Annotated in this window: 25 protein-coding genes; 11 read left to right on the top strand and 14 right to left on the bottom strand. The window is 74.4% G+C overall.

Going from position 1 to position 24,231, the window contains the following annotated elements; genetic code table 11:
- Positions 1-39: 39 nt before the first annotated feature.
- The 3 genes from LEP48_RS10370 to LEP48_RS10360 all read right to left on the bottom strand — a co-directional run bounded on the left by LEP48_RS10370 (position 40) and on the right by LEP48_RS10360 (position 4,305).
- Positions 40-747 (bottom strand): metal-dependent transcriptional regulator, encoded by a 708-nt coding sequence (locus LEP48_RS10370; RefSeq protein ID WP_225565520.1) that lies wholly within the window; start codon positions 745-747, stop codon positions 40-42.
- Between the two features lie 9 nt (positions 748-756).
- The gene (locus LEP48_RS10365) at positions 757-2,604 is read right to left on the bottom strand and encodes a metallophosphoesterase family protein (RefSeq protein ID WP_225565519.1); all 1,848 of its coding nucleotides are present in this window, start codon (positions 2,602-2,604) and stop codon (positions 757-759) included.
- Positions 2,605-2,670: 66 nt separating this feature from the next.
- Positions 2,671-4,305 carry an MFS transporter gene (locus tag LEP48_RS10360; RefSeq protein WP_422723828.1) on the bottom strand — a complete coding sequence of 545 codons (1,635 nt, stop codon included), beginning with the start codon at positions 4,303-4,305 and terminating at the stop codon, positions 2,671-2,673.
- Between the two features lie 55 nt (positions 4,306-4,360).
- Here LEP48_RS10360 and LEP48_RS10355 point away from each other — a divergent pair, with 55 nt between their 5' ends.
- The gene (locus LEP48_RS10355) at positions 4,361-4,915 is read left to right on the top strand and encodes a TetR/AcrR family transcriptional regulator (RefSeq protein WP_225565517.1); all 555 of its coding nucleotides are present in this window, start codon (positions 4,361-4,363) and stop codon (positions 4,913-4,915) included.
- A gap of 3 nt (positions 4,916-4,918) precedes the next feature.
- On the opposite strand, the gene ku is transcribed toward LEP48_RS10355, so the two are convergent.
- From ku to LEP48_RS10335, 4 genes are read right to left on the bottom strand one after another with little or no spacing between them, the layout of a single operon-like run.
- Positions 4,919-5,902: a non-homologous end joining protein Ku gene (gene ku, locus LEP48_RS10350; RefSeq protein WP_225565516.1), complete on the bottom strand. Its 984-nt coding sequence runs from the start codon at positions 5,900-5,902 to the stop codon at positions 4,919-4,921.
- Positions 5,903-5,916: 14 nt separating this feature from the next.
- Positions 5,917-6,138: an SCO4848 family membrane protein gene (locus tag LEP48_RS10345; RefSeq protein ID WP_225565515.1), complete on the bottom strand. Its 222-nt coding sequence runs from the start codon at positions 6,136-6,138 to the stop codon at positions 5,917-5,919.
- Positions 6,139-6,179: 41 nt separating this feature from the next.
- The gene (locus LEP48_RS10340; RefSeq protein WP_225565514.1) at positions 6,180-6,806 is read right to left on the bottom strand and encodes a response regulator; all 627 of its coding nucleotides are present in this window, start codon (positions 6,804-6,806) and stop codon (positions 6,180-6,182) included.
- A 59-nt stretch (positions 6,807-6,865) separates the two neighbouring features.
- Complete coding sequence (locus LEP48_RS10335) at positions 6,866-7,996, bottom strand: sensor histidine kinase (RefSeq protein WP_225565513.1); 1,131 nt, start codon at positions 7,994-7,996, stop codon at positions 6,866-6,868.
- Between the two features lie 112 nt (positions 7,997-8,108).
- On the opposite strand from LEP48_RS10335, the gene LEP48_RS10330 reads away from it, so the two are divergent.
- On the top strand, positions 8,109-9,059 hold the full coding sequence (locus LEP48_RS10330; RefSeq protein ID WP_225565512.1) for an ABC transporter ATP-binding protein: 951 nt from the start codon (positions 8,109-8,111) through the stop codon (positions 9,057-9,059).
- Positions 9,056-9,880 (top strand): ABC transporter permease, encoded by an 825-nt coding sequence (locus LEP48_RS10325; RefSeq protein WP_225565511.1) that lies wholly within the window; start codon positions 9,056-9,058, stop codon positions 9,878-9,880. The genes LEP48_RS10330 and LEP48_RS10325 overlap by 4 nt, the downstream gene beginning before the upstream one ends.
- Positions 9,881-9,887: 7 nt before the next feature.
- Here LEP48_RS10325 and LEP48_RS10320 read toward each other — a convergent pair whose 3' ends face one another.
- Both LEP48_RS10320 and LEP48_RS10315 read right to left on the bottom strand, forming a co-directional pair.
- Entirely contained in the window at positions 9,888-10,169 is a 282-nt protein-coding gene (locus LEP48_RS10320) for a glutaredoxin family protein (RefSeq protein WP_225565510.1), read from the bottom strand.
- Between the two features lie 24 nt (positions 10,170-10,193).
- On the bottom strand, positions 10,194-10,769 hold the full coding sequence (locus tag LEP48_RS10315; protein WP_225565509.1) for a helix-turn-helix domain-containing protein: 576 nt from the start codon (positions 10,767-10,769) through the stop codon (positions 10,194-10,196).
- Between the two features lie 67 nt (positions 10,770-10,836).
- On the opposite strand from LEP48_RS10315, the gene LEP48_RS10310 reads away from it, so the two are divergent.
- A complete protein-coding gene (locus tag LEP48_RS10310) occupies positions 10,837-11,862 on the top strand; it encodes an alpha/beta fold hydrolase (protein WP_225565508.1) in 1,026 nt (341 codons plus the stop codon).
- 18 nt (positions 11,863-11,880) lie between these two features.
- Here the strand turns inward: LEP48_RS10310 and LEP48_RS10305 are convergent, their stop codons facing one another.
- Entirely contained in the window at positions 11,881-12,663 is a 783-nt protein-coding gene (locus LEP48_RS10305; RefSeq protein ID WP_225565507.1) for an SDR family NAD(P)-dependent oxidoreductase, read from the bottom strand.
- A gap of 86 nt (positions 12,664-12,749) precedes the next feature.
- Here LEP48_RS10305 and LEP48_RS10300 point away from each other — a divergent pair, with 86 nt between their 5' ends.
- The 3 genes from LEP48_RS10300 to LEP48_RS10290 are packed head-to-tail and all read left to right on the top strand — an operon-like array spanning position 12,750 to position 17,478.
- On the top strand, positions 12,750-15,302 hold the full coding sequence (locus LEP48_RS10300) for an ATP-dependent DNA ligase (protein ID WP_225565506.1): 2,553 nt from the start codon (positions 12,750-12,752) through the stop codon (positions 15,300-15,302).
- Positions 15,303-15,353: 51 nt separating this feature from the next.
- A complete protein-coding gene (locus LEP48_RS10295) occupies positions 15,354-16,292 on the top strand; it encodes an NADP-dependent oxidoreductase (RefSeq protein ID WP_225565505.1) in 939 nt (312 codons plus the stop codon).
- A gap of 37 nt (positions 16,293-16,329) precedes the next feature.
- Entirely contained in the window at positions 16,330-17,478 is a 1,149-nt protein-coding gene (locus LEP48_RS10290; protein WP_225565504.1) for a M24 family metallopeptidase, read from the top strand.
- Here the strand turns inward: LEP48_RS10290 and LEP48_RS18800 are convergent, their stop codons facing one another.
- A complete protein-coding gene (locus LEP48_RS18800; RefSeq protein ID WP_225565503.1) occupies positions 17,479-18,399 on the bottom strand; it encodes a siderophore-interacting protein in 921 nt (306 codons plus the stop codon).
- A gap of 96 nt (positions 18,400-18,495) precedes the next feature.
- Here LEP48_RS18800 and LEP48_RS18795 point away from each other — a divergent pair, with 96 nt between their 5' ends.
- The 3 genes from LEP48_RS18795 to LEP48_RS10270 are packed head-to-tail and all read left to right on the top strand — an operon-like array spanning position 18,496 to position 20,221.
- Positions 18,496-19,335 (top strand): DUF2599 domain-containing protein, encoded by an 840-nt coding sequence (locus LEP48_RS18795; protein ID WP_225565502.1) that lies wholly within the window; start codon positions 18,496-18,498, stop codon positions 19,333-19,335.
- Between the two features lie 30 nt (positions 19,336-19,365).
- Positions 19,366-19,704 (top strand): ArsR/SmtB family transcription factor, encoded by a 339-nt coding sequence (locus LEP48_RS10275; protein WP_225565501.1) that lies wholly within the window; start codon positions 19,366-19,368, stop codon positions 19,702-19,704.
- A 10-nt stretch (positions 19,705-19,714) separates the two neighbouring features.
- On the top strand, positions 19,715-20,221 hold the full coding sequence (locus LEP48_RS10270) for an SRPBCC family protein (RefSeq protein ID WP_225565500.1): 507 nt from the start codon (positions 19,715-19,717) through the stop codon (positions 20,219-20,221).
- A 110-nt stretch (positions 20,222-20,331) separates the two neighbouring features.
- On the opposite strand, the gene LEP48_RS10265 is transcribed toward LEP48_RS10270, so the two are convergent.
- Together LEP48_RS10265 and LEP48_RS10260 are read right to left on the bottom strand one after the other, a co-directional pair.
- The gene (locus LEP48_RS10265) at positions 20,332-21,087 is read right to left on the bottom strand and encodes an SDR family NAD(P)-dependent oxidoreductase (protein ID WP_225565499.1); all 756 of its coding nucleotides are present in this window, start codon (positions 21,085-21,087) and stop codon (positions 20,332-20,334) included.
- Positions 21,088-21,253: 166 nt separating this feature from the next.
- Positions 21,254-22,267, bottom strand: a complete 1,014-nt coding sequence (locus LEP48_RS10260) for an NAD-dependent epimerase/dehydratase family protein (protein WP_225565498.1) — start codon at positions 22,265-22,267, stop codon at positions 21,254-21,256.
- 110 nt (positions 22,268-22,377) lie between these two features.
- On the opposite strand from LEP48_RS10260, the gene LEP48_RS10255 reads away from it, so the two are divergent.
- Positions 22,378-22,869, top strand: coding sequence for a GNAT family N-acetyltransferase (locus tag LEP48_RS10255; RefSeq protein ID WP_225565497.1), 492 nt, complete (start codon positions 22,378-22,380; stop codon positions 22,867-22,869).
- Here the strand turns inward: LEP48_RS10255 and LEP48_RS10250 are convergent.
- Positions 22,853-24,205, bottom strand: a complete 1,353-nt coding sequence (locus LEP48_RS10250; RefSeq protein WP_225565615.1) for an MFS transporter — start codon at positions 24,203-24,205, stop codon at positions 22,853-22,855. The genes LEP48_RS10255 and LEP48_RS10250 overlap by 17 nt on opposite strands.
- Between the last annotated feature and the right edge of the window lie 26 nt (positions 24,206-24,231).

Below are 24,231 nucleotides of genomic sequence, written 5' to 3'. Positions count from 1 at the left end.
CGAAGAACCGTGCGCACGTCGTCGGGGAACGCCGACAGCCTACGCGGGGACCACCCAGATCCGTGACGCCGCGAGCATCCCGAGGTCCACGGCGACCTGCTCGCCGTCCCGTTCCCAGGCGAGCCCGACGGTGCCCGCGAACTCGCGCCGCTCCGTCACGACGACCGTGACGTCCAGGTCGATGCCGAGCTCGGCGAGGTAGCGCAGCGCCTCGGGATCGGCGTCCGAGATGCGCGCGACGACGCCGTGCGCACCGGACGCGAGGTCGACCAGGGGAACGGCCGCCGGGCGCACGACCTGCCCGTCCGGTCCTGGGATCGGGTCGCCGTGCGGGTCCCGCTCAGGGTGGCCGAGGCGCGCGGCGATCCGCTCGACGAGCCGGTCGGAGACCGCGTGCTCCAGCACCTCGGCCTCGTCGTGCACCTCGTCCCAGGCGTACCCGAGCTCGCGCACCAGCCAGGTCTCCAGCACCCGGTGGCGGCGCACCATCACCAGCGCGTACCGGCGCCCCAGCTCCGTCAGCCACACCCCGCGATACGGCTCGTGGCCGAGCAGCCCCTGGGCGGTGAGCCGCCGCACGGTCTCCGAGACGGTGGACGGGCCCACCCCGAGGCGGTCGGCCAGCAGACCGGTGGTGACGCTCTCGTCCGACCACTCCGTGGCCGACCACACGGCCTTGAGGTAGTCCTGTGCGACGGGGGTCAGCTCGTCGGGGTCGAGCGACGGTTCCGGGGAGGGCGGGGGCACCTCACGAGCCTACGGCGAGGGCGACGCGGAGGGCGACGTGGAGGGCGACGTGGTGCCCTCCGGCGCCTCACCCTCCGGCGCGTCGCCCACCACCACGGACGACGACAGCGCCTCGTCGTCGACCGGGACCGGCACGGGCACCTCCTGACGCTCGGAGACCGTGGCACCGCCGTCGGGGGTGATCGACACGAGCTGCCAGTCGACCATCCGCCGCGCCCCCGGGTCGAAGCGCAGCACCGTCATCTCCGCCGTCCCGTTGAGCGGCCCCACCGTGGGCTGGTTCGCCGCCGCGCCGGCGGTCGACGCGCTGACGTACCGGATGCCCTGCCCCACCTGCTCCGGGCCTGCCATGGCGTGCGTGTGCCCCGAGACCTGGAACGGGACGCAGCCGGACTCGAGCCCCTCCAGCCCCACCTGCGGGGTGTGGACGAGCAGCAGGTCCACCTGGCCGTCGTCGCACGCCGTGGCGGCCAGCTCGGCCGCCTGCTCTGCCGGGGTGCGCTCCCGGGCCACGTTCGTCCCTCCGCCGACACGCGTCTCCAGCGCGTCCCGGTCGCCGAGGATGCGCAGCCCCTCCACCTCGATCACCCCGCCGTCGAGGATCTTCTGGCCGTGCGCCGCCTCCTGGCGGGACGTGATCTGCGAGTCGTGGTTCCCGTCCGACACGACCATCGTGACGCCGCGCGGCACCGCGGACGCGAAGGAGTCGACGCAGACCTTCTCCACCGACGTGCCGTTCATGGTCGTGTCGCCGGCGTTGAGCACGACGTCGGCCCCAGAGCGTTCGATCGTCTGGGCGATCAAGGGGGTCATCCCGGTGTTGCAGTGCAGGTCGGAGACGACGACGAGCGTGACCAGGTCCTCTTCGGGCACCCCCGTGGGCGCGGTGCGCGGGGGAAGCACGGTCGGCGCGTCGTCCTCGGCGTCCGCGGCCTCCCCGGTGGGGGCCGGCGAGGCGAACAGCCTGCCGTCGGCCGCCGCGTCGCTCACCGTCTCGGCGCCGAGGCGTACGTCCCACGCCCTGGACAGCTGGTCGTTCGCGGCGGCATAGAACGCCTCGTTGTCCTGGTACAGCGAGACGAGCTGACCACCGTAGGTGTCGATCACGCCGGCGAGCCGGCCGGTGATGCGCGCACCCTCGAGCGCCGTGCCGGCGAAGACGGGCGAGGCCGTCCGGCCGGACGACGACGTCTCGATGCCGCCCGCTGACATCGTGCCGACGACGAGCGCGACCACCGCGACACCGGCCGTGATCTCGCCCGTGCGCGGCGCGAGCGCCGTGCTGAGCTCGGCCCGGCGCCGGGGCCCGAGCAGCCACCGCAGCCAGAGCGCGACCAGTGCGAGCACCACGAGGGCGAGACCGGTCCGCCACAGCGCGTTCTGGATCAGTGCGACGGCGACGCTGTGCACGGCGACGTCCGGTGTCGAGAAGAACTGCAGGTAGCTCTGCAGGTCCCGGCTGAGGGCCTCGAGGGTGTTCGCGGCGGTCACCGTGGTCAGGTCGGCCGGGATCTCCTTGACCGTGACGTCGACACCGAGGCCGAGCGGCAGCGGCGCGTCGATCTCCAGCGTGCCGAGCGGGCCGAGGTCGAGCGCGACCACTCCGTCGTTGTCGACCTCGTAGATCGCCTCGTGCGGCCCGAACCCGAGCTCGGCCGTCGCCGTGCTGAGACCGAAGACGACGGACGCGACCAGCGCCGCGACGGCCACGAGCGTCCAGCGGACCCAGCGCGGCGGGACCCGGCGCCCTCCGGCCACGCCAGTCCCGCCGGTTCCGCCGGCCTCGACGGTTCCGACGGCCTCGGCGGTCTCGCCGTCCGGGACGTGAAGGTCCTGCTCGTCGCGCTCGTCGGTCATCGCCTCCACCCTGACCGAACGCGCGGCACGACGCCAGTTCCCGCTCCCACCTGCGCGGAGGTGTGATCAGGAACGCACGTCGCGCAGTGTCGCGAGCGCGATGCCTGCCGCGATCACGACGGCGACGAACCCGATCGCGGAGGTCAGCACGACACCGCTGCCGAACGCCGCGTGGGCCGAGTCGAGCAGCGCCTGCGCCCGCCCCGCCGACAGTCCGGCGGCGACGGTGGTCGCACCGCCGAGCGTCTCCACCGCTGTCGCGGCGTCCGCGGCGGAGACCCCGCGCGGGACGACGACGCTCGCCGCGTACGACGCCGTGAGGATGCCGCCCAGGACGGCGGTGCCGAGCACGGCGCCGATCTCGTACGCCGTCTCCGAGATGGCGGACGCGGCCCCGGCCTTGGCCGCCGGGACGGTCGAGACGACGAGGTCGTTGGACACCGTCTCCGCGGCGCCGATGCCGAGCGCGAGCACGACGAAGGCGAACGAGATCCACCCGACCTCGCCGCGGCCCGCCACCAGGGCGGTGACGAGGTAGCCCACGGCGGAGATCCCGAGGCCCGCGGCCACCACGTGCGCGGGACGCACCCGGCGCACGACGCGCACCACGGCGAGCCCGGCGACGACCATCACCACGGTGCCGGGCAGCAGGGCGGTCCCCGCCTCGACCGGGGACAGCCCGATGACGAGCTGGAGGTCCTGCGAGACGAAGAACAGGAAACCGACCAGGGAGAACACGGACAGCAGGTTGACCAGCACGCTGCCGGTGAACGCCGGGACGGCGAACAGCCGGACGTCGAGCATCGGGTCCGGGCGACGCAGCTGGCGGCGCACGAACGCCACCCCCGCCCCGACGCCGGCGGCCATCACCGCGAGCGTGAGGGCGGTGACGCCGTCCGCGGCGAGCGACTTGATCCCGTAGACGACCGGGACCATCGCCCCCATCACGAGGACCACCGAGAGCGGGTCGAGTCGGCCCGGCTCGGGGTCGCGCGACTCGGGCACGAACACGGGCGCGGTGGCGAGCAGCAGGGCCAGCACCGGCACCGCCAGCAGGAAGACCGAGCCCCACCAGAAGTGCTCCAGCAGCACACCGCCCACGATCGGCCCCACGGCGGAGCCCGCGGCGAAGCCCGCCGCCCACACCGCGATCGCCAGCCGGCGCTCCTCGCGGTCGGTGAAGACGCTGCGCAGGAGCGACAGCGTCGAGGGCATGAGCATCGCGCCGAAGAACCCCAGCCCCGCGCGGGCGGCCACGAGGGCGCCGGCGGTCGGCGCGAACGCCGCGACGGCGGAGACCGCCGCGAACCCGACCGCGCCGACGAGGAGCACCCGGCGCCGTCCGAGGCGGTCGGCGAGCGACCCCATCGGCACCAGCAGCCCTGCCAGCACGAGCGGGTAGATGTCCACGATCCACAACAGCTGGGACCCGCTGGGGGCCAGCGCCGCGGAGATCTGGGGCAGCGCGAAGCTCAGCACCGTGTTGTCCACGGACACCAGCAGCACGGGGAGCATGAGGACGACGAGGGCGACCCAGCGGCGCCAGGCAGGCCCGGCGAGCCCGGGGCTCTGGAAGCCGGGGCCCTTCGGGGCGAAGGTCGTCGGCGCGGATGCCTTCGGGGCAGGGCGCGCCGAGGTCAGGACGGAAGTCACGGGGTGGCCTTTCACACGAGCAGGACGGCCGGGGCGAGGTGGCGACATCGAACTTCCGCACCGTCCAGCCGGTACAGTAACAGGTTCCCACTAGGGTGTCGACATGCCTCCGCCTCCCGCCGCCCGCGCCAAGGTGCTGCACGCGTACGCCGAGATCCTCGTGTCCACGGGCGAGCGCTCCGCCACCCTCGAGGCCGTCGCCGAGCGTGCCGGCGTCTCCAAGGGCGGCCTGCTCTACCACTTCCCGTCCAAGGACGCCCTCGCCGACGGCCTCCTGGAGCACCTGCGCGAGCTCACCGCAGCCGACGTCGCCGCCATGCGGAGCGCACCGCAGGGCGCGGTCGACTACCTCCTGCGCACCTCCGCGGACATCGACGGCGAGTTCGAGCTGGTCTACCTCGCCGCCTCGCGGTTGTCCCAGGGCCTGTACCCGCAGGCCCGCGAGGTGCTCGACGAGGCCCAGGCGGCGTGGACCGAGGCCCTCGACGACGAGCTCGGCGACCCGGTCCTCGCGCGCGCCGTCTCGCTCATGAGCGAAGGGCTGTACTCGCTCGCCACCATCGGCGCGACGCGCGTGGACGACGCCGGGCTCGGCGACCTGATCGCTCTCGTCGCCCAGACGGCGCAGGCCCGGCGCGGCACCGCCGGGACCGCGTAGGGGTCAGCCCGCCTTCTTGCGGGCCGCCGGCTTCTTCGCCGCGGGCTTCTTGGCGGGAGCCTTGGCGGCCGCCGGCTTCTTCGCGGCAGCCTTCTTCGCGGGGGCCTTCTTGGCCGGGGTCTTTTTCGCGGGGGCCTTGCTCGTCCGGGGCTTCTCGCCCGTGCCCTTCGCCCCGGAGTCGTCCGTGCTCGACGTCGCGCCCGAGGACTTCGACCCCTTCACGCTGCGCCGCAGCGCCTCCATGAGGTCGATGACCTCGGCGTCACCCTTCTCCGGCTGCTCGCCGAACGTCTCGGCAGTGTCGAGCGCGTCGCCCTGCTCGATCTTCGCCTCGATGAGCTGGCGCAGCTGCACCTGGTACTCGTCGGCGTACTCGTCGGGCGTGAAGTCCGCCTCGTAGCTCTCGACGAGCTGCGCGGACATCGCGAGCTCCCGGTCCGACACGGTCACCGAGCCGTCCAGCGACGGGAAGTCGGCCTCGCGCACCTCGTCCGCCCACAGCAGCGTCTGCAGCACCAGCACCTCGTCGCGCACGCGCAGGGCCGCGAGCCGGGTGCGCTGCCGCAGGGCGAACTTCACGACGGCGGTGCGGTCGGTCTCCTCGAGCGTGCGCCGCAGCAGCACGTAGGCCTTGGGGCTCTTGGAGTCCGGCTCCAGGTAGTACGTGCGGTCGAACATGATCGGGTCGATCTGGTCGGTCGGCACGAACTCGACGACCTCGATCTCACGGTTGGCCTCCGCGGGCAGGGACGCCAGGTCCTCCTTGCTGAGCACCACCGTGCGCTCGCCGTCGTCGTAGGCGCGGTCGATGCTCTGGTAGGAGACCTCCTCGCCGTCGATCTCGCACACGCGGCGGTAGCGGATGCGCCCGCCGTCCTTGTCGTGCACCTGGTGCAGGGGGACGTCGTGGTCCTCCGTGCCGCTGTACAGCTTGACGGGCACGTTCACGAGGCCGAACGTCACCGCGCCCTTCCAGATCGCCCTCATGTGACCATGGTGGCTCAGCCGACGAGTGTGAGCACCCCCACGACGCCGACGAGCAGCGCCAGCACCATCGAGACGCCCACCAGCACGGCGTGCACGGTGAAGAAGCGGGTGGGGCGGCCGGCGTCGTCGCGGGCCCGCGGGTCCTTGGTCACGCGACGCCAGAACGAGGGCCACACCATGAGGTTCCACAGGGCGGCGACGAGAAGGACGACGGACCAGGCGACGGGGATCTCCACGCCGACGAGTATCCCCCGGGCCGGCGGGTGCGGAGCGACGCTCAGGCCAGCAGGCCCGACTGCAGCGCGAGCAGCACCGCGCGCGTCCGGTCCTTCGCACCGAGCTTGAGGAGCACGTTCGAGACGTGGTTCTTGACCGTCCCCTCGGCCAGGTACAGGGCGTCGGCGATCTCCCGGTTGGACCAGCCCTGGGCCATGAGCCGCAGCACCTCACGCTCACGCTCGGTGAGGCCGGCCGGCACCGCGACGACCGGCGCAGGACCCGCCCGGACCGCGCGCAGGAGCCGGGCGGTCACCGCCGGCTGCACCAGCGTGGCTCCGCCGGCCAGGGTCCGCACCGCGTCGGCGAGCTGCTCCAGCGTGACGTCCTTGAGCAGGTAGCCCCTCGCCCCCGCCTGCAGCGCCCGCAGCACCAGCGCGTCGTCGTCGAACGTGGTCAGCACGAGGACGGCGACGTCGAGCCCCGCAGCCCGCAGCGTCTCCAGCGCCCAGATCCCGTCGCGACCCGGCATCCTCAGGTCCAGCAGCAGGACGTCGGGGGCGTGCTCGCGCACCGCCGTCACCGCCGCCTCGCCGTCCTCCGCCTCGGCGACGACGTCGAAGCCGCCCGCGATCTCCAGGAGGCTGCGGATGCCGTGCCGCACCAGCGTCTGGTCGTCGGCGAGCACCAGGCGCACTCGACCCTGATCCTCCGCGCCTGCGCGACCGGTCGCGCCGGGGGTCCCGCTCACGACGCCGCCCGGCCGGCCAACCGGGCCTCGACCGTGAACCCGGACGTGGCGTCGAACGTCGCGCCGCCGCCGAGCGCCTCCGCCCGCTCGACGATGCCGGCGAGCCCGTGCCCGAGGCGCAGAGGGCCCGACGTGAGCCCGTCGTCACGGGCCACCAGCCGCAGCGCGCCGTCGCCGTCGGTCGTCACGGCGATCCGCAGCTCGGTGGCCATCTCGGCGTGCCGGACGGCGTTGGTCACCACCTCCTGGGTGATGCGCACGAGCGCGGCCGTCTGCTCCTCGTCCGCGACGACATCGTCGGCCACCACCACGTCGACCCGCGGGGACGGTACGGCGGCGGCGACCGCGCCGAGGGCATCGCGCAGGTCCGGGGCCCGGCGGCGCAGCTCCCCGACCGTGGCCCGCACGTCCCCGAGCAGCTCGCGGGCCAAGGACCGGGCACGCTCGACGTGCTCGACCCCGCGCTCGCCGGGACGATGGGCGGCGGACTCCAGCTCGAGCGTGAGCACCGTGAGCTGGTGGCCGATGAGGTCGTGCAGCTCCCGCGAGATCCGCAGCCGCTCCGACGCGCGGGTCGCCTCCTCGCCCAGGACGGCCGCCGCCGCGAGAGCCGTGTGCGCGACGGTGAGCTCGGTGCGCAGGCGCTGCTCGCGCTGCAGCGCGACGCACACCGCCGCGCTCGCCACCTGCAGGAGCACGTAGAGCCCCAGGGACAGCACGAGCTCGAGCGCGCGCCCCGGGCCCGGGGCGAGCAGGGACACCACGAGCAGGGCCGCCGTGTTCACGACGACGACGGCCCCCGTCACCGCCCACGGGCCCACGTAGGTGCTCAGGGCCGCGCCGAAGACCAGCAGGATCGGCAGCCAGCCGATCCCGGGCACGGTGACGACGAGGGCGGCCGTCAGCACCGTCTGCGCCGCGAGCGCCCCGAGTGCGGTGCGGCGGCGCGGCGGGAGCAGGACCGCTGCCGCGGTGGCGACGATCCATGCCACGGCGAGCGTCCCCCACACGGCCAGCGGGACGAGCATCCGGTCCGGGTCGACCACGAAGGGCACGGGCACGACGATGGCCAGGCAGACGACGAGGATCGTCAGCCCGGACAGCTCCTCGGGGCCCAGCCGGCGCACGGTCACCACGCTAACCGGCCGGGCCCCGTCCCGACCGTGCCGGAAGTCATGGGTGCCGGTCGTGACCGGCGGCACGCGCGCCGGCGGGCGGCCCGTTCGTAGCGTCGCCACCATGACCGCTCTGGTGGCGCAGCACCTGCGCAAGACGTACCGACGACGGGGCCGCCCGCCGATGGTGGCCCTCGACGACGTGAGCCTGTCGGTGGCCCGGGGCGAGGTCGTGGGCCTGCTCGGCCGCAACGGGGCCGGCAAGTCCACGACCGTGCAGCTGTTGGCCGGCGCCCGCGCGCCGGACTCCGGCCGGGTGCGGGTGCTCGGGCTCGACCCCCGCGCCGACCGGCGTCGGGTGCGCAGCGTCCTGGGCGTGCAGCTCCAGGGCGCGTCCCTGCACGGGGCGTTGACGGTCCGGGAGCTGGTGCGGCTCTACCGCTCGTTCTACCGGCAAGGCCTCGACCCGGACCGCCTCGTCGAGCGTGTCGGCCTCGGCAAGGCGCGCGACACCCGTTTCGAGCAGCTGTCCGGCGGGCAGCAGCAGCGCGTGTCGGTCGCCCTGGCCCTCGTGGGCGAGCCGCGCGCGGTCGTCCTCGACGAGCTCACGACGGGCCTCGACCCGGAGGCCAGGCGCAGCATGTGGGCGCTGGTGGAGGACCTGCGTGCCGACGGCGTCACGGTGCTGCTCGTCAGCCACCACATGGAGGAGGTCGAGCGGCTGTGCGACCGGGTGACGATCCTCGACGCCGGCCGGGTCGTCGCGTCCGGCTCCGTCGCAGGTCTGGTGGACCGCGCCGGGCTGCGACCGACCGTCACCCTGCGCACGGACGACCCGGCGGCCGCCGACCTGCTGGCCGGGCTGCCCGTCGTCGGGCACGTCGACGCCCGGGGTCCGCGGCTCGTCGTCACGGGTTCCGCCGGCTCGGCGGGCACCGGGCCGGACGAGCTGCTGCGCGAGGTGGGCTCGGCGCTCGCGCGGGCCGGGGTCGTCGCCACCGAGACCCAGCTGCGCCGTCCCGGCCTGGACGACGCGTTCCTCGCCCTCACGGGCAGCACCCTGGAGGCGTCATGACCACCGACCGCACCAGCCGCGACCCGCGCACCGACGACCTGGACGCGGGCCTGCCTCCCGCGGCGCCCCGCCCAGGGGCGGCGGCCTGGCTCGCGCTGACGGTCGCCGAGGCAAAGATGGTCGCGCGCGACACCGCCGGGCTCGTGGTGCCGCTCGGGATGCCGGTGCTGATCCTCGTGATGAACGGGCTCGCCCCGGGCCTGGACCAGGTGATCCCCGGGACGGGCGGGCGCACCGCGCTCGACGTCTACGTGATCCCGCTGACGCTGACCCTCGTGGTCGCCCTGGTGGGCGTCGTCAACATGCCCAGCTTCCTCGCCTACTACCGGCGCAGCGGGATCCTGAGCAGGCTGGGCGTCACGCCCGCGTCCCCCGCGCTGGTGCTCGGCGCGCAGGCGCTCGTCGGGGTCGCGCAGATCCTGCTCGGCATCGCGCTGGCGCTGGGCGTCGCGGCCGTGTGGCTCGGGGCGTCGGCACCCGCCCGCCTCGCGGCCGCCGTCGGCGTGCTGGCGCTGACGATCGCCGCGATGTACGCGGTGGGCCTGCTGGTCGCGGCCGTCGCCCCGACGCCCGGCTCCGCCGTGGCGATCGGCCTGACGGCGTTCTTCGCCCAGGGGGCGCTCGGCGGGATGTTCGGTCCGCGCCAGAACCTGCCCGAGGCGCTCGAGACGGTGGGCGGCCGGCTCCCCTTCGGCGCCGCCGTCGACGGGCTCAGCGCCGCAGGGGCCGGCGCCGCCGTGCCCGGGCAGTCGCTCGTCGCCCTCGGCGCGTGCACGGTCGTCGCCGGCGCCGCGGCCGCCGCCTGGTTCCGCTGGGAGTAGCGGGCGCTCAGAGGCCGGCGGCGTCCAGCTTGGCGGTGAGCTCGGCGTCCGTGGGCTCGACGAAGACGTCGCCGTCGGGGAACACGACCACGGGGATGTTCTTGCGGCCGCTGATCGCCTCCGCGTCGTCGGCCCGCAAGGGGTCGGCCACGAGGTCCACGTTCACGTACTCGACGCCGCGGGTGTCGAGCACGCGCTTGGCGCGGCGGCAGTCGCCGCACCACGTCGCCCCGTACATCGTGAGGGTCAGCGGGCGCCGGATGTCGGTCGCGGTGGAGTCGTCGGCCATGCGCAGCACCGTACCCCCGTGGGGTCAGGTCGAGGTACTCAGGTGTGCGCGCGTGCCCTGCGGACCGAACAGGACGAGAACCTCGACACCACCGGCGTCGGCGTTGCCCAGCCAGTGCGGCAGGGAGGTGTCGAACTCGGCCACCTCGCCGGGCGACAGCGTCAGGTCCCGCTCGCCGACGAGCAGCCGGAGACGTCCGTTGAGCACGTACAGCCATTCGACGCCGTCGTGGGTCTGTGGCGTCGGCACCTGCGGTACGGGTCGGGCGGGGATGATCATCTTGAACGCCTGTGTGCCGCCCGGCCTGCGTGACAAGGGGATGAAGACCAACCCGTGCCGTCGGATCGGCTTCAGGTGGATCCGGGGATCGCCCGTGCGCGGGGCACCCACGAGGTCGTCCAGCGGGACGTTGTAGGTCCGCGCCAACGGCAGCAGGAGCTCGAGCGTCGCGCGCCGCTGCCCGCTCTCCAGGCGGGACAGGGTGCTCTCCGACACGCCCGTGACGGCCGCGAGGCCGGCGAGGGTGATGCCGCGCTCGCGCCGCAGCGCGCGCAGCCGAGGCCCGACAAGGGCGAGCACGTCCTCCGATTCGTTACCCATCCGACGACCTTGCCAGAACAGCAAGAAGTCGTGCCAGACCGTGGTGAGCCAGCAGAGACTCGGCGTCATGAGCCACGTACCCCGACCGTTCCCGAGCCGTGCCGCCCGACGTCCGAGCACAGTGCTCGCCGCTGCACTCGCCGTCGTCCTGACGCTCGGTGGCGCCGCCTGCGCTCCCCGCATCGACGAGGCCCCTCCGCACGCCGCCGCCACCTGGGACGAGCCCGGGTTCGACGGGACGTTCCGCCACGAGTTCGCGTCCGTCGACGGGGTCCGGATGCACTACGTGACAGGAGGAAGCGGCACGCCGGTGGTCTTGATCCACGGCTGGCCACAGACCTGGTTCAGCTGGTGGTCGATCATGCCGGAGCTCGCGGAGCACCACACCGTCTACGCCGTCGACCTGCCTGGCCTGGGCGACAGCACCGGGAGCCCGGACAGCTACGACAAGGCCACCCTGGCGCGCTACCTGCACACCCTGGTCGACGACAGGCTCGGCGTGCGCGACGCCCACGTCGTCGGGCACGACCTCGGCGCCGCCGTGGCGTTCCAGTACGCCGCCCAGTTCCCCGAGGACACGGCGAGCCTCGGCTACCTCGACCTCCCGCTGCCCGGGCCCGCGCTGGACGCCCCGACCTACCGCTCGTTGAGCTGGCACATCGCGTTCCACTCCCAGCCCAAGGTCCCCGAGGCGATCGTCGGCGACGACGTCCGCGAGTACCTCGCGCTGTTCTACCCGCAGGTCGCGTTCGGCGGGACGTCGTTCGGTGGCACCTCGCAGCGGTCCCCGTTCACCGACGCCGAGATCGACGAGTACGCGCGGACGTACGAGCGACCCGAGGCCCTGTCCGGCGGCTTCGATCTCTACCGCAGCCTCGAGCAGGACGTCCAGGACAACGAGTCGGCGACGCCGGTGGACGTCCCCACCCTGCTCCTGACCGCGCAGGGGCAGCTCGACCCGATCCGCGCCACCGTGGCCCCGCGCATGACCGGCATCGTGCGGGCGACGGACGTGCCGGACGCCGGGCACTGGCTGGTGGAGGAGAACCCCGGGTTCGTCACCGCCGAGCTGCTGGACTTCCTCGACCGGTGACCCGAGGGACGGGTCCACTCAGTGGACCGAGAAGCCGCCGTCCACGAACAGCGACTGTCCCGTCACGTACGCGGACGCGGCGCTCGCGAGGAAGACGGCAGCGCCGGCGAAGTCGCCCGGAACGCCGTTGCGGCCCACCAGCGTGCGGTCCGCGAGCGCCGCCACCCGCGCGGGGTCGGCCTGCAGCCGCGCGTTGAGCGGTGTCAGGACGAACCCGGGCACGAGGGTGTTCGCGGTGACGCCGCGGGCGGACCACGCCTCGGCCTGCGACCGGGCCAGCGACTCGAGCGCCCCCTTGGAGACGCCGTAGGCGCCGGACGTGACGAACGCGCGGTGCGCCTGCTGCGACGACACGTGGACGAGCCGCCCGAAGCCCCGCTCGGCCATGCCCGGCCCGAACCGCTGCCCCAGCAGGAACGGCGCCTCGAGGTTGACCGCCATCGTCGCGTCCCAGGTCGCGTCGTCGAGGTCGTCCATCGGCGGTCGCAGGTTGATCCCGGCGGAGCTGACCAGCACGTCGGGCTCCCCGTAGACGGCGGCCGCCCGCTCGGCGGCGTCGCGCACGCCGGCGCGGGTGCCGAGGTCCGCGCTCACCCAGGCGGCGGTGCAGCCGTCGGCGACCAGCTCCGCCGCGGTGGCGGCCAGCTCGGCCTCGCGGCGGGCCACGAGGACGACGCGTGCGCCCGCCCGCGCGAGGGCCCCGGCGATGGCCCGCCCGATGCCGGAGCTGCCACCGGTCACGACGGCGACCCGCCCGCCGAGAGAGAACAGGGAGCTCAGGTACGCGTCCGTCGAGGTCACGGGCCCCACCCTAGGACGGGCCCCGGTGCGGGGCGGCGGGTGCCCGCGCTGGTGCGCACAGCGGCCCGCCGCGCGACGATGACCGCATGGCACGCCCGTCGTCGAGCCCTCCGCAGACCGTCTCGGTCGAGGGACGACGCCTGCAGCTGACCAACCTCGACAAGGTCTACTACCCGGCCACGGGCACCACCAAGGGCGAGGTGCTGCAGTACCTCGCGCAGGTGGCGCCCGCGCTGCTCCGGCACGCCGCGCACCGGCCCGCCACGCGCAAGCGCTGGCCGGACGGGGTCTCGGGGCAGATGTTCTTCCAGAAGAACCTGGACGCCTCGACGCCGTCCTGGGTGCCGCGCCGCGCCATCAAGCACCGCACCTCGACCAACGACTACGTGCTGGTGGACGACCTGGCCACCCTCACCTGGCTGGGCCAGACGGCGACCCTGGAGATCCACGTGCCGCAGTGGCAGTTCGGCCGCACGGGCACCCCGCTGCCTCCGGACCGCCTGGTCCTGGACCTCGACCCGGGGCCGGGCGCGGGGCTGGCGGAGTGTGCCGAGGTGGCGCGGCTCGCGCGCACCATCCTGCAGGGCATGGACCTGGAGCCGTTCCCGGTGACCAGCGGGTCCAAGGGCATCCACCTGTACGCGGCGCTCACGGGCCACGACGACGCGCTCACCTCCGACGCCGTCTCCGCCGTGGCACGCGAGCTCGCCCGCCACCTCGAGGCCGAGCACCCGGACCTCGTGGTCAGCGACATGAAGAAGTCGCTGCGCGCGGGCAAGGTGCTCGTGGACTGGTCGCAGAACAACGGCGCGAAGACCACGATCGCCCCCTACTCGCTCCGGGGACGCGACGAGCCGACCGTCGCGGCGCCGCGCACCTGGGCCGAGCTCGACGACCCCGCTCTGGGCCAGCTCGGCTACGCCGAGGTGCTGGAACGCCTGGAGCGCGACGGCGACCTGCTCGAGCCGCTGGTCGCCGGGCACCTGTCCCAGCTCGAGCCGACGCCGGAGCGCCTGGCCACGTTCGACCGCGCGCCGTCGGACCGGCTGACGACGTACTGGGCCAAGCGCGACCCCGACCGGACGCCCGAGCCGATGGGCGGTACCGACGGGGGCGCGCCGGCCGGCGCCACGTCCGACGCGCCGTCGTTCGTCATCCAGGAGCACCACGCCCGCCGGCTGCACTGGGACTTCCGCCTCGAGCACGACGGCGTGCTGGTGAGCTGGGCGTTGCCGCGGGGCGAGCCCACCGACCCGAAGCAGAACCACCTCGCCGTGCAGACGGAGGACCACCCCCTGGAGTACGGCGCCTTCGAGGGCTCGATCCCCGCCGGCGAGTACGGCGCGGGCGAGGTGACCATCTGGGACGCGGGCACGTACGAGCTGGAGAAGTGGCGCGAGGGCGAGGTGATCGCCACCCTGCACAGCGAGCGCCGCGGCTCGCGTCGGCTCGCGCTCATCCGCACCGGCGGCCGGGGCGGGGACGATGAGAACTCGTGGCTCATCCACCGCACGAAGGACCAGCCCGGGTCCGGCGGCGAGCCGCGGCCGGGCGAGCCATCGGACCGGCGCTCCGGCGACCGCCCCGCTGCCGCGCGAGACGCGGGCCCCGCCGCGAGCGCCCCGGCACCGCGCCCGATGCTCGCGACCACGGCTCCGCCCGCCGAGCTCGCCCGCCTGGACCCGGACGACTGGGCCTTCGAGGTCAAGTGGGACGGCTTCCGCGCGGTCGTCGAGGTGTTCGCCGACGACGCGGGCCGCCGTGTGCGCCTGACGTCCCGCTCGGGACAGGACCTCACGGTGACGTTCCCGGAGCTGCAGGCGCTGGCGGACATGGTCGGGAACGACGACCTGCCCCTCGTGCTCGACGGCGAGATCGTGGCGCTCGACGCCGGCGGGCGGCCCGAGTTCCGGCGCCTGCAGCAGCGCGCGAACCTCACCCGGCCGCGCGACGTGGAGAAGGCACGGCGCGGGGTCACGGTCGACCTCGTGCTCTTCGACGTCCTGCGGGTGGCGGGCCGGTCGCTCGAGCAGTCGCCGTACACGGACCGGCGCGCGGAGCTGGGACGGGTCGTCGACCCGCGCCGCCCGGTCCACGTCCCCCAGGCCCTGGACGGCGACCTCGGCGAGGCACTGGAGACGTCGCGCCTGATGCGGCTCGAGGGCGTGGTGGCCAAGCGCCGCCGGTCGGGCTACACGCCCGGCCGGCGCTCGCGGGACTGGCTGAAGATCAAGCACGCGCGCACCCAGGACGTCGTGGTGGTGGGCTGGCGCCCGCTGCACGCGGGCTCGGGCCAGGAGGACCCGGCCGTGGCGGGGTCGCTGCTGCTGGCGCTGCCCGACGCCGACGGCTCCCTGCGGTACGTCGGCAAGGTCGGCACCGGCTTCCGGGAGGCCGACCGGCGCCAGGTCGTGCGCCGCCTGCGCCCGGTCGACGCGGCGCCGCTGGACGGCGTGCCGCGCCCCGAGGCCGCCCACGCCCGGTGGGCCGCCCCGGAGCACGTCGCGGAGGTCTCGTTCGGCGACTGGACCAGCGACCCCGCGCGCCCGTCCTCCGACGACCCGCCCCGCCTGCGGCACGCCGTGTGGCGCGGCTGGCGCGACGACAAGACCCCGGCCGACGTGGTGGTCGAGACCTGACGCGGGCCTCGCCCGGGAATGTTCCGCGCCCCGGGCCGGGTTGGCCCGTTCATGCGAGCCATCTCCTACTCCCGCTTCGGCGGCGCCGACGTCCTCGAGCTGACCGACCTGCCCACCCCCAAGGTCGCGCCCGACGCGGTGCTGGTGCGCGTCCGGGCCGCGAGCGTCAACCCGGTGGACTGGAAGGTCCGCGGCGGCTACCTCGACGCCGTCCTCGACACCTTCTTCCCCGCCGTGCCCGGCTGGGACGTCGCGGGCGTCGTCGAGCAGGTCGGCCTGGACGCCACCGAGTACGCGCCCGGCGACGAGGTCTACGGCTACGTGCGCAAGGACGTGGTGCAGGGCGGCACCTTCGCGGAGCTCGTCGCGGCGCCGGTGCGGACCCTCGCCCGCAAGCCGGCCACGCTGTCGTTCGAGGAGGCGGCTGGGGTCCCGCTCGCCGGGCTCACCGCCTACCAGACGATCCGGCGGGCCGGCGTCCACGAGGGGCAGACCGTGCTCGTGCACGCCGCCGCCGGCGGCGTCGGCGCGTTCGCGGTGCAGATCGCCCGTGCGCTGGGCGCCCGGGTCATCGGCACCGCCAGCGAGAAGAACCACGAGTTCCTGCGGGGTCTCGGTGCCGAGCCGGTGACCTACGGCGACGGTCTCGCGGACCGCGTCCGCGCGCTCGCGCCCGACGGCGTCGACGTCGCGCTGGACTACGTGGGCGGGGACGCGGTCGCCGTCAGCGCGGCCGTGCTCGCCGACGGCGGCACCATCGCCTCCGTCGTCGACGCCGCGGCCCGCGACGACCACGGCGGGCAGTACGTCTGGGTGCGCCCGTCCGTGCCGGACCTCGAGGCCCTGGCGGCGCTGATCGACGCCGGAAAGGTCACGGTCGAGGTGGCCGAGGTCTTCGACCTGGCCGACGCCGCCGAGGCGCACCGGGCGAACGAGTCGGGGCACACGCGCGGCAAGATCGTGGTGCGGGTCGCGGGAGGCGCCGGCTGAGCCTGCCGGCCCGTCCGCGCGGTGGAATGCTGGCGGCATGACGCCCTTCGACGCGCCCGTCTACTCGGCCCGACGCGCCCGTGCCGCCGCCCAGGCGGCCGCCGCCGGGCTCGCGGGGGTGCTCGTCACCCCCGGCCCCGACCTGCGGTACTTCCTCGGCTACACACCCGCCGCCGACACCGAGCGCCTCACGCTCCTCGTGATCCGCGCCGACGACGACGGAGCCGCCGCGAGCGCCGTCGTGCCGCGGCTCGAGGCCCACGACCTGGAGGTCGGCGCGGTCGGCGGGATCGAGGCCGTCGCCTGGTCCGACGGCGAGGACGAGCACGCCGTCGCCGCGCGCCTGCTGCGCCCGGACGGCCGGTACGCGATCAGCGACGCCGCGTGGGCGCTGCACGTGCTCGGCCTGCAGCGGGCGCTGCCTGCCTCGTCCTACGCGGCGGTGACGACGGCGCTGCCCATGCTGCGGGCGGTCAAGTCGCCCGAGGAGGTCGCCCGGCTCGCCGCCGCCGGCGCGGGCGCCGACGCGGTGTTCGCCGAGATCGTCACGCGGCCGTTCGCCGGCCGCCGCGAGCGCGACGTCGCGGCGGACCTCGACGCCCTGCTGTGCGAGCACGGGCACGAGCAGGTCGACTTCACGCTGGTGTGCGCCGGCGAGAACGGCGCCGACCCGCACCACGAGGCCGGGGACCGCGTCGTCGTCGAGGGAGACATGGTGGTCATGGACTTCGGCGGGCTCGCCGACGGCTACGGCTCGGACACCACGCGCACCGTGCACGTCGGCCCGCTGACCGACCGCGAGCAGCAGGTGCACGACGTCGTCCGTGCCGCCCAGCAGGCGGCCGTCGACGCCGTCCGGCCGGGAGCCACCTGCCAGGACGTGGACCGCGCGGCCCGTTCCGTCGTCGACGACGCCGGGTTCGGCGAGCACTTCGTGCACCGCACGGGTCACGGCATCGGCCTGACGACGCACGAGCCGCCCTACATGGTCGAGGGCTCCGAGACGCCGGTCGAGCCCGGGATGTGCTTCTCCGTCGAGCCGGGGATCTACCTGCCCGGGGACTTCGGCGTGCGTATCGAGGACATCGTCGTCGCCTTCCCCTCGGGCGTGCCCGGCATGGCGGACACGCCCGACGCGGCCGTACGGCTCAACACGTCGCCGCACGAGGTCGTCGTCGTCGGATAGTCAGCTCGGCGACGCCTTGCCGTGCCGCCAGTAGCCCACGAAGTCCACGTTCGCCCTGGACCACCGCCGGTCGTTCACCAGGTGGCGCCGGATGCCTGCGGCGAGCGCCTGCTCGCCGGCCACGAGCGCGTACCCGGTGCCGGCGGGCAGCTCGGCCTGCCGGGCGAACTCGAGCGCGGCCCGGCCCGGCACCTCGCCGAGCACCGGCTCGGAGGATGCCGCCCGGTCGCGCTCGACCCAGCGCAGGTCGACGCCGGCGGGCACGCGGAAGTCCTGCCGGTCGTCCGCGGTGGGGACCTCGACGACGGCGACGCCCTGCGCGTCGTCGGGCAGCGACTCGCAGATGCCGGCGACGGCGGCGAGCCCGCTCTCGTCGGCGACGAGCAGCGTCCACGCCGCGTCCGGGCGCGGGCGGTGGTACGCGCCCTGGTCGAGGATGCCGACGGTGTCCCCCGCCGTCGCGGTCCTGGCGAACGTGGCGCCGGGGCCGGCCGGCTCCGCGGCGGCGTGCCCCGCGTCGTGTCCTGCCTGGTGGGCCGCCTCGTGGCCGGCGTCGTGGCCGGCGTCGTGGCCGGTGCCGCCCGGGCCGTGCAGCACGAAGTCGACGTCGATCTCGCGCAGCTCGGGACGGGCGGCTCGGACGGTGTAGTTGCGCACGAGCGGACGGCGTGCCCGCGGCGTCGCGAGGTACTGCGCGTACCAGCCGAGGTTCGACGTGCGGGTGGGCAGCTTGAGCGACTCCTGGCCCGGGCGCGGCAGGAACAGCCGGAACCACTGGTCGTCGCCGACCAGCGTCAGCCGGTCGATGTCCTCGATGCCCAGGGTGACCCGTTGCAGGGAAGGGCTGATCTGCTTGGACGTCACCACCTCCGCGACGAGGACGTGGGGGTCGACCGGCTTCCGGAAGCTGTTGGCACTCACGGCACTAAGGTTAGGCGAGCCTAAGTGTCTGCGTCCAGCCTTGTCCGCGTCGGAAGCTCTCTGGCCGCGCGCCGCCCCCACGCCGACACTGGTGCCGTGCTCCCACGCCCGACGACTCCCCCCTGGCCCGCTGTGCTCGGCGCGCTCGCGCTGGCCCTCGGCGGCTGCACGGGCTCCCCCGCGCCGGCGGAGCCGTCGTCCGCCGTGCCGTCCACGTCGCCCATACCCTCGCCCACCGCCTCGCCCACCTCCTTCCCGTCGCCACGCTCTCCTGGCCCCGCCGCCGACGGCCTGCGCGTCGAGCTGTCCTCCGGCGGGGTAACGCTCGAGGTGCGGGTCCCCGGAGTGGCGGAGGACGACCCCGGGGTCCGGGTCGACGACGCGGGCGAGGGCGCCGCGACGGTCACGGTGGACGCCGCCGCGCTCGACGACGTGGCCACGCGCCTCGCGGGGGCGCCCGAGATCGCGCTGCGCTCCGGCGGCCGGTTCGAGGTCCGTCCGGACGGCAGCGTCACGGTGCTCGTCGACGAGGCGGCCGTCGGCGGGCTCGCGGCGTCCCGCGGCGCGCTGGTGGCCGTCGACGACACGCACCTCGCGCTGCAACCCCGCCCCACGGCGAGCGCCGAGCCCGCACCGCTCGAGGCCACCCTCGGCACGACGGCGGTGGCGGGCGCCGACTGGGGCGAGCGCGAGGGCGGCCGGTCCCTCGCCGTCACCCCGACCGCCTGGGCGCGCGGCGCGGGCCGGGCCGGAGCCGACGTCGCCTGGTCCGAGCTGACGGCGGGCGACCCCGAGGTCGACAGCCCGACCATGCGGGACCAGCTCGAGTGCCACGCGCTCGGCGCCCCGGACAAGGCGACCTGGAACCTGGAGCCGTGGCGGCCGGACGTCGGCCTCCTGGCCACGCTGGCAGCCCGCTGCAACCCCACCACTTGACACATTCCTATATAGGCATAGATTATTCCCATGGCACGAGCAGCAACGACGACGGACGCGTTCAACGCGGTGGCCGAGCCCCGGCGCCGCGAGATCCTCGACGCCCTCGCCGCTCGGGAACGCAGCGTCGGCGAGCTCGTCGAGCTGCTCCACGTCGCCCAGCCCGTCGTCTCCAAGCACCTTCGCGTGCTGCGCGAGGTCGGGCTGGTCGAGGTCCGCGACGACGGCCGTCGTCGCCTCTACCGCGCGGACGCCCGGCCCCTGCAGGAGATCTACGCGTGGGTCGGCCGCTACGAGCGGTTGTGGGAGGAGCGGTTCGAGCTGATCGACGAGCTGCTCGCCTCCATGGACACACCCACGGACGACTGAGGAGAGCACCATGACCAGCACGACCCCCACCCCGACCAAGGGCAGCGCGAACCTGACGCTGCCGAACGACACCGACATCCAGGTGGTGCGCGAGTTCGCCGCCCCGGCGGCCGCCGTCTGGCGCGTGTTCACCGAGCCCGAGCTCATCGCCCAGTGGTGGGCCGGCCAGCACGGCACCGTCACGAGCGTCGAGATCGACGCGCGCCCCGGCGGCACCTATCGGTACGCGATGCAGGCGAACGAGGGCTTCGAGGTCGCCTTCCACGGCGAGTTCACCCAGGTGGTGCCCACCGAGCGCCTCGTGCACACGGAGGTGTTCGAGGGCATGCCCGACGGCGAGTCGGCGGCCACGCTCAACACGTACGTGTTCGTCGAGCACGACGGGCGCACCACGCTGACCCTCGTGACCCGGGCCCCGAGCAAGGAGGTCCGCGACGCGATCGTCTCATCCGGCATGGAGAGCGGCCTGCAGGAGGGCTTCGACCTCGTCGACGAGCTCGCCGCCGGCCTCGCCTGAGCCACGACCCCTCCCGCTGCCGAGCAGGAGTTTGACACCGTTATCGCGCCGATTCTCGGCCGATAACGGTGTCAAACTCCTGCTCGGCAGCTCGGCAGCTCGGCAGCGTCTCAGACGGTCGTGTAGCCGCCGTCGACGAGCCAGTAGGCGCCGGTGACGAACGACGCGTCGTCGGACAGCAGGAACCGCACGACGGTCGCCACCTCCTCGGGCTCGCCAAGCCGGCCGAGCGGGTGCTTCGCGACGAGCGCCTCACGCACCTCGGGCGGGAGGCTCGACTCCACCAGCGGGGTCTTGATGTAGGCCGGGCCGATCGCGTTGATGCGCAGACCGCGGGGGCCGTACTCCGCGGCGGCGTTCTTGGTCAGGCCCACCACGCCGTGCTTGGCGGCGGTGTACGCGCCGTTGCCGATGGCCGCCACCGTGCCGTGGATCGACGCCATGTTGACGATCGCGCTGGAGTCCGCACCCTGCTCGAGCATCGCCGGGATCTGGGCGCGCATGCTGTACAGCACGCCGTTGAGGTTGATGTCGATGACACGGTCCCAGTCGTCGAGGTCGACCTCGCCCGCCGGGGCCTGCGCGCCGCCGATACCGGCGTTGTTGACGGCGTAGTTCAGGCCGCCGAACGTCGACCGGGCGAACTCGACCGCCTTGACGGCGTCCTCCTTGACCGCGGTGTTCTGCTCGAACGCCGCCGCCTGGCCGCCCGCGGCCGTGATCTCGTCGGCCACGCGCTGGGCCGCGTCGAGCCGGATGTCGGTGACCACGACCTTCGCGCCGTGTGCCGCGAGGTCCTTGCTGATCGCCTCCCCGATGCCCGAACCTCCGCCGGTCACGAGCGCCACCTTGCCGTCGAACGACATCCGTCTCACTCCCTCACATCACGCCCACGGGCGGGGACGCGAAGATCGCGAGACGACGCCCTGAAGGACGAACGACCACCCACGGCCCCCGGGTTGAGGAGCGGGTGCTGACGGTTCAACCGTAGCCCTGAACCAGGCGTGGTACGGGGTACGTGACCGACCCCACTCACCCCCCTGGGGTCGGCGGCGGGCCGGCGACACCCCGCAGCACCCCGGACTCCTGCTCGGCGGTCAGACCGGTGACGGCGGCGTCCGGGGTGGCCCGTAGCCACGCGAGCGTGTCGCGTGCCGTGTCCTCGACGGGACGCGGCGACAGGCCCGCCGCGAGCGCCGGGCCGGCGTCGTGCGCGGCCATGCCGTCGTACTCCGGGCGTGGCAACCACAACGGCAGCGAACGCTCCCCCGACCAGGGCCGGACGTCGGCGGCCTCGAGCTCCGCCCTGCCCGCCCAGCGCCATCGGGGCGCGGCGGCCCCGGTGCCGCGGGCGACGGCGTCCAGCAGCTCGCCCACCGTCGTCCGAGGGCCCACGCCGTCGAAGGTGCCCTCCGTCCGCCGCTCGGCGACGTCGACGATCCACGCGGCCAGGTCACGGACGTCGACGACGTGCAGCACGTCGTCCGGGTCCCCGGGCGCCAGGACGTCGGCGGCGCCGCCGTCGAGCACCCGGCGCATCCGCTGGGGCCAGTAGGCGAACCGGCCGCTCGGGTCGCCCGGGCCGACCACCAGGCCGGGGCGGACGACCGTGGCGCTCGCGACGGCGGCGAGCACCGTCTGCTCGCACGCGACCTTCATCGCGCCGTAGGCCTCAGGGCCTGTCGACGGGTCGAGGTCCTGGTGCTCGGGCTCGCGCAACCGCCCCACGCCCGGCCCGCCCGGGTCCGTGTCGTCGGCGTACACGTTGATCGTGGAGACGAAGACCCAGTGCGCCCCCGGGACGGCCGCGACCGCCTTGCGCACGTGCGACGGCGTGCGCGACACGTCGACGACGGCGTCCCAGGCCTCGGCGGCGAGATCGCCCGGGAACGGCCCTTCGCGGTCCGCGACCACGTGCCGCACGCCGTCGGGCACACCGCCCGTGCGCCCGCGCGTCAGCGCCACCACCTCGTGACCGCGCGCCAGGGCGTCGGCCGCGACCGCACGCGAGAGGAACACCGAGCCACCCAGCACCAGAACCCTCATGCGCCCACCCTGGCGCATGTCCCCGGACGGACGCCGCGCATTCTGCCCAGGGCGGAGGCACGCTCGGGGCGGCTCGACGGTGCTCGGGCAGACGCTGATACCGTCCGGGCGTGCCCGAGTCCCCCGCACCCGCGACCGAGCCCACCGAGCCCGCGTCGGCCCTCAGGTTCCGCGCCGCCCGCCACGCCGACCTGGCGCGCGTCGTCGAGCTCATCGCGGACGACGCCGTCGCGGCCGCGCGCACGGGCACCTACGGGCCTGCCCACGAGGCGGCGTTCGACGCCATCGAGGCCAGCGCCAACGACGAGCTCGTCGTCGCCGAGCTCGACGGCGAGGTGGTGGGCGTCATGCAGCTGACGTTCGTCCCCGGCATCTCGCGCAACGGGGCGACCCGGCTCCTCGTCGAGGCGGTGCGGGTCGACACGAGGCTGCGCAGCCAGGGGCTCGGGCGCGCGCTCATGGAGCACGCCCACGCCCGCGGCCGCGAGCGCGGCTGCACCCTGGCCCAGCTCACGTCGGACAAGCAGCGCCCGGACGCTCATCGCTTCTACCGGTCGCTCGGTTACGCGCAGTCGCACGAAGGGTTCAAGCTGCCTCTGTGACGGGCTCGACGGGACGCCGCACGTCCCGGATCCCGATCATGCTGATCAGCCCGCCGAGCACGAGCATGGCCGCGGTGACGACGAGCGCCCGGTGGAACGACGCGACGTCCAGCGTGCCCCCGAGGATGACGCCCGCGAGCGCGACGGTCACCAGCCCGGCGACGCGGGAGACGGCGTTGTTCACCGCCGACGCGATCCCCGCGTCGGACGGCGGGGCCGCGCCCAGGATCGCCGAGGTGAGGGGCGCGACGGTGATCGACAGCCCCAGCCCGAAGACGAGCAGGCCGGGCAGCACCTGGGTGACGTACGCGGCGGACTCGTCCATGACCAGCAGCATCAGGAAGCCGACCCCGGCGACGACCGGTCCCACCGTCATGAACCAGCGCGCCCCGTACCGGCCGGCGAGGGTGCCGAACCGCGTGGAGAGCGCCAGCATCGCGAGCGTCATGGGCAGCTGCGCCACGCCGGCGGCCGTGGCCGAGTACCCCGCCACCTGCTGGAGGAACAGGCCCAGCACGAACCCGCCGAGCGAGAGCGCGCCGTAGACGGCGAACGTCGCCACGTTGCCCCATGCGAAGTTCCGGGCGGCGAAGAGCCGCAGCGGCATCATCGGGTCGGGGGCGCGCCGCTCGTAGGCGACGAACACGACGAGCAGCACGGCGCCGACCACGGCCACGGGCCACACCCGCTCGATGAGCCCGAACACGGCCGCCGCCAGCCCTGTCGCCGCGAGGACCGCCCCGGGGACGTCGAGCCGCCGCCCGGTCCCGGCCGACTCCGGCACCGCGCGCAGCAGCCACCAGGTCACGGCGACGACCGGCACGTTGATCCAGAACACCCAGCGCCAGGACGCCAGGTCCACGAGCCCGCCGCCGACGAACGGCCCGACGATCATCGCGGTGCCCGTCCACGCGGTCCACCGGCCGATGGCCCGGCCCTGCGCCTCGCCGTCGAACGCCGAGATGATGAGCGCGAGCGAGCTGGGCACGAGCAGCGCGCCCGCCACGCCCTGCAGCAGCCGGGCGCCCACGAGCACGGGTCCGGTCGGTGCGATGGCGCAGAGCACCGACGCGACGGCGAACCCGACCAGCCCGGCGGACAGCACCCGTCGCCGCCCGTGCACGTCGGACAGCGAGCCGGCGAGCAGGATCAGGGAGCCGAGCGTCACGAGGTAGCCGTCGACCACCCACTGCTGCAGCCGGAGCCGGTCCGCGCCGGTGCCGCCCAGCTCGTCGCCGATGGCGGGCAGCGCGACGTTCACCACCGTCCCGTCGAGGAACGACACGAACGACGCGAGGATCGCCACGAGCAGGACGCGGCGTTGCTGCGAGGTCACGGCCACCCGCACCACGCTACGGCGCA

This window comes from Isoptericola luteus (genome assembly GCF_020297055.1).
Lineage (GTDB): Bacteria > Actinomycetota > Actinomycetes > Actinomycetales > Cellulomonadaceae > Isoptericola > Isoptericola luteus.
This window is presented reverse-complemented; position numbering and strand designations above follow the sequence as displayed.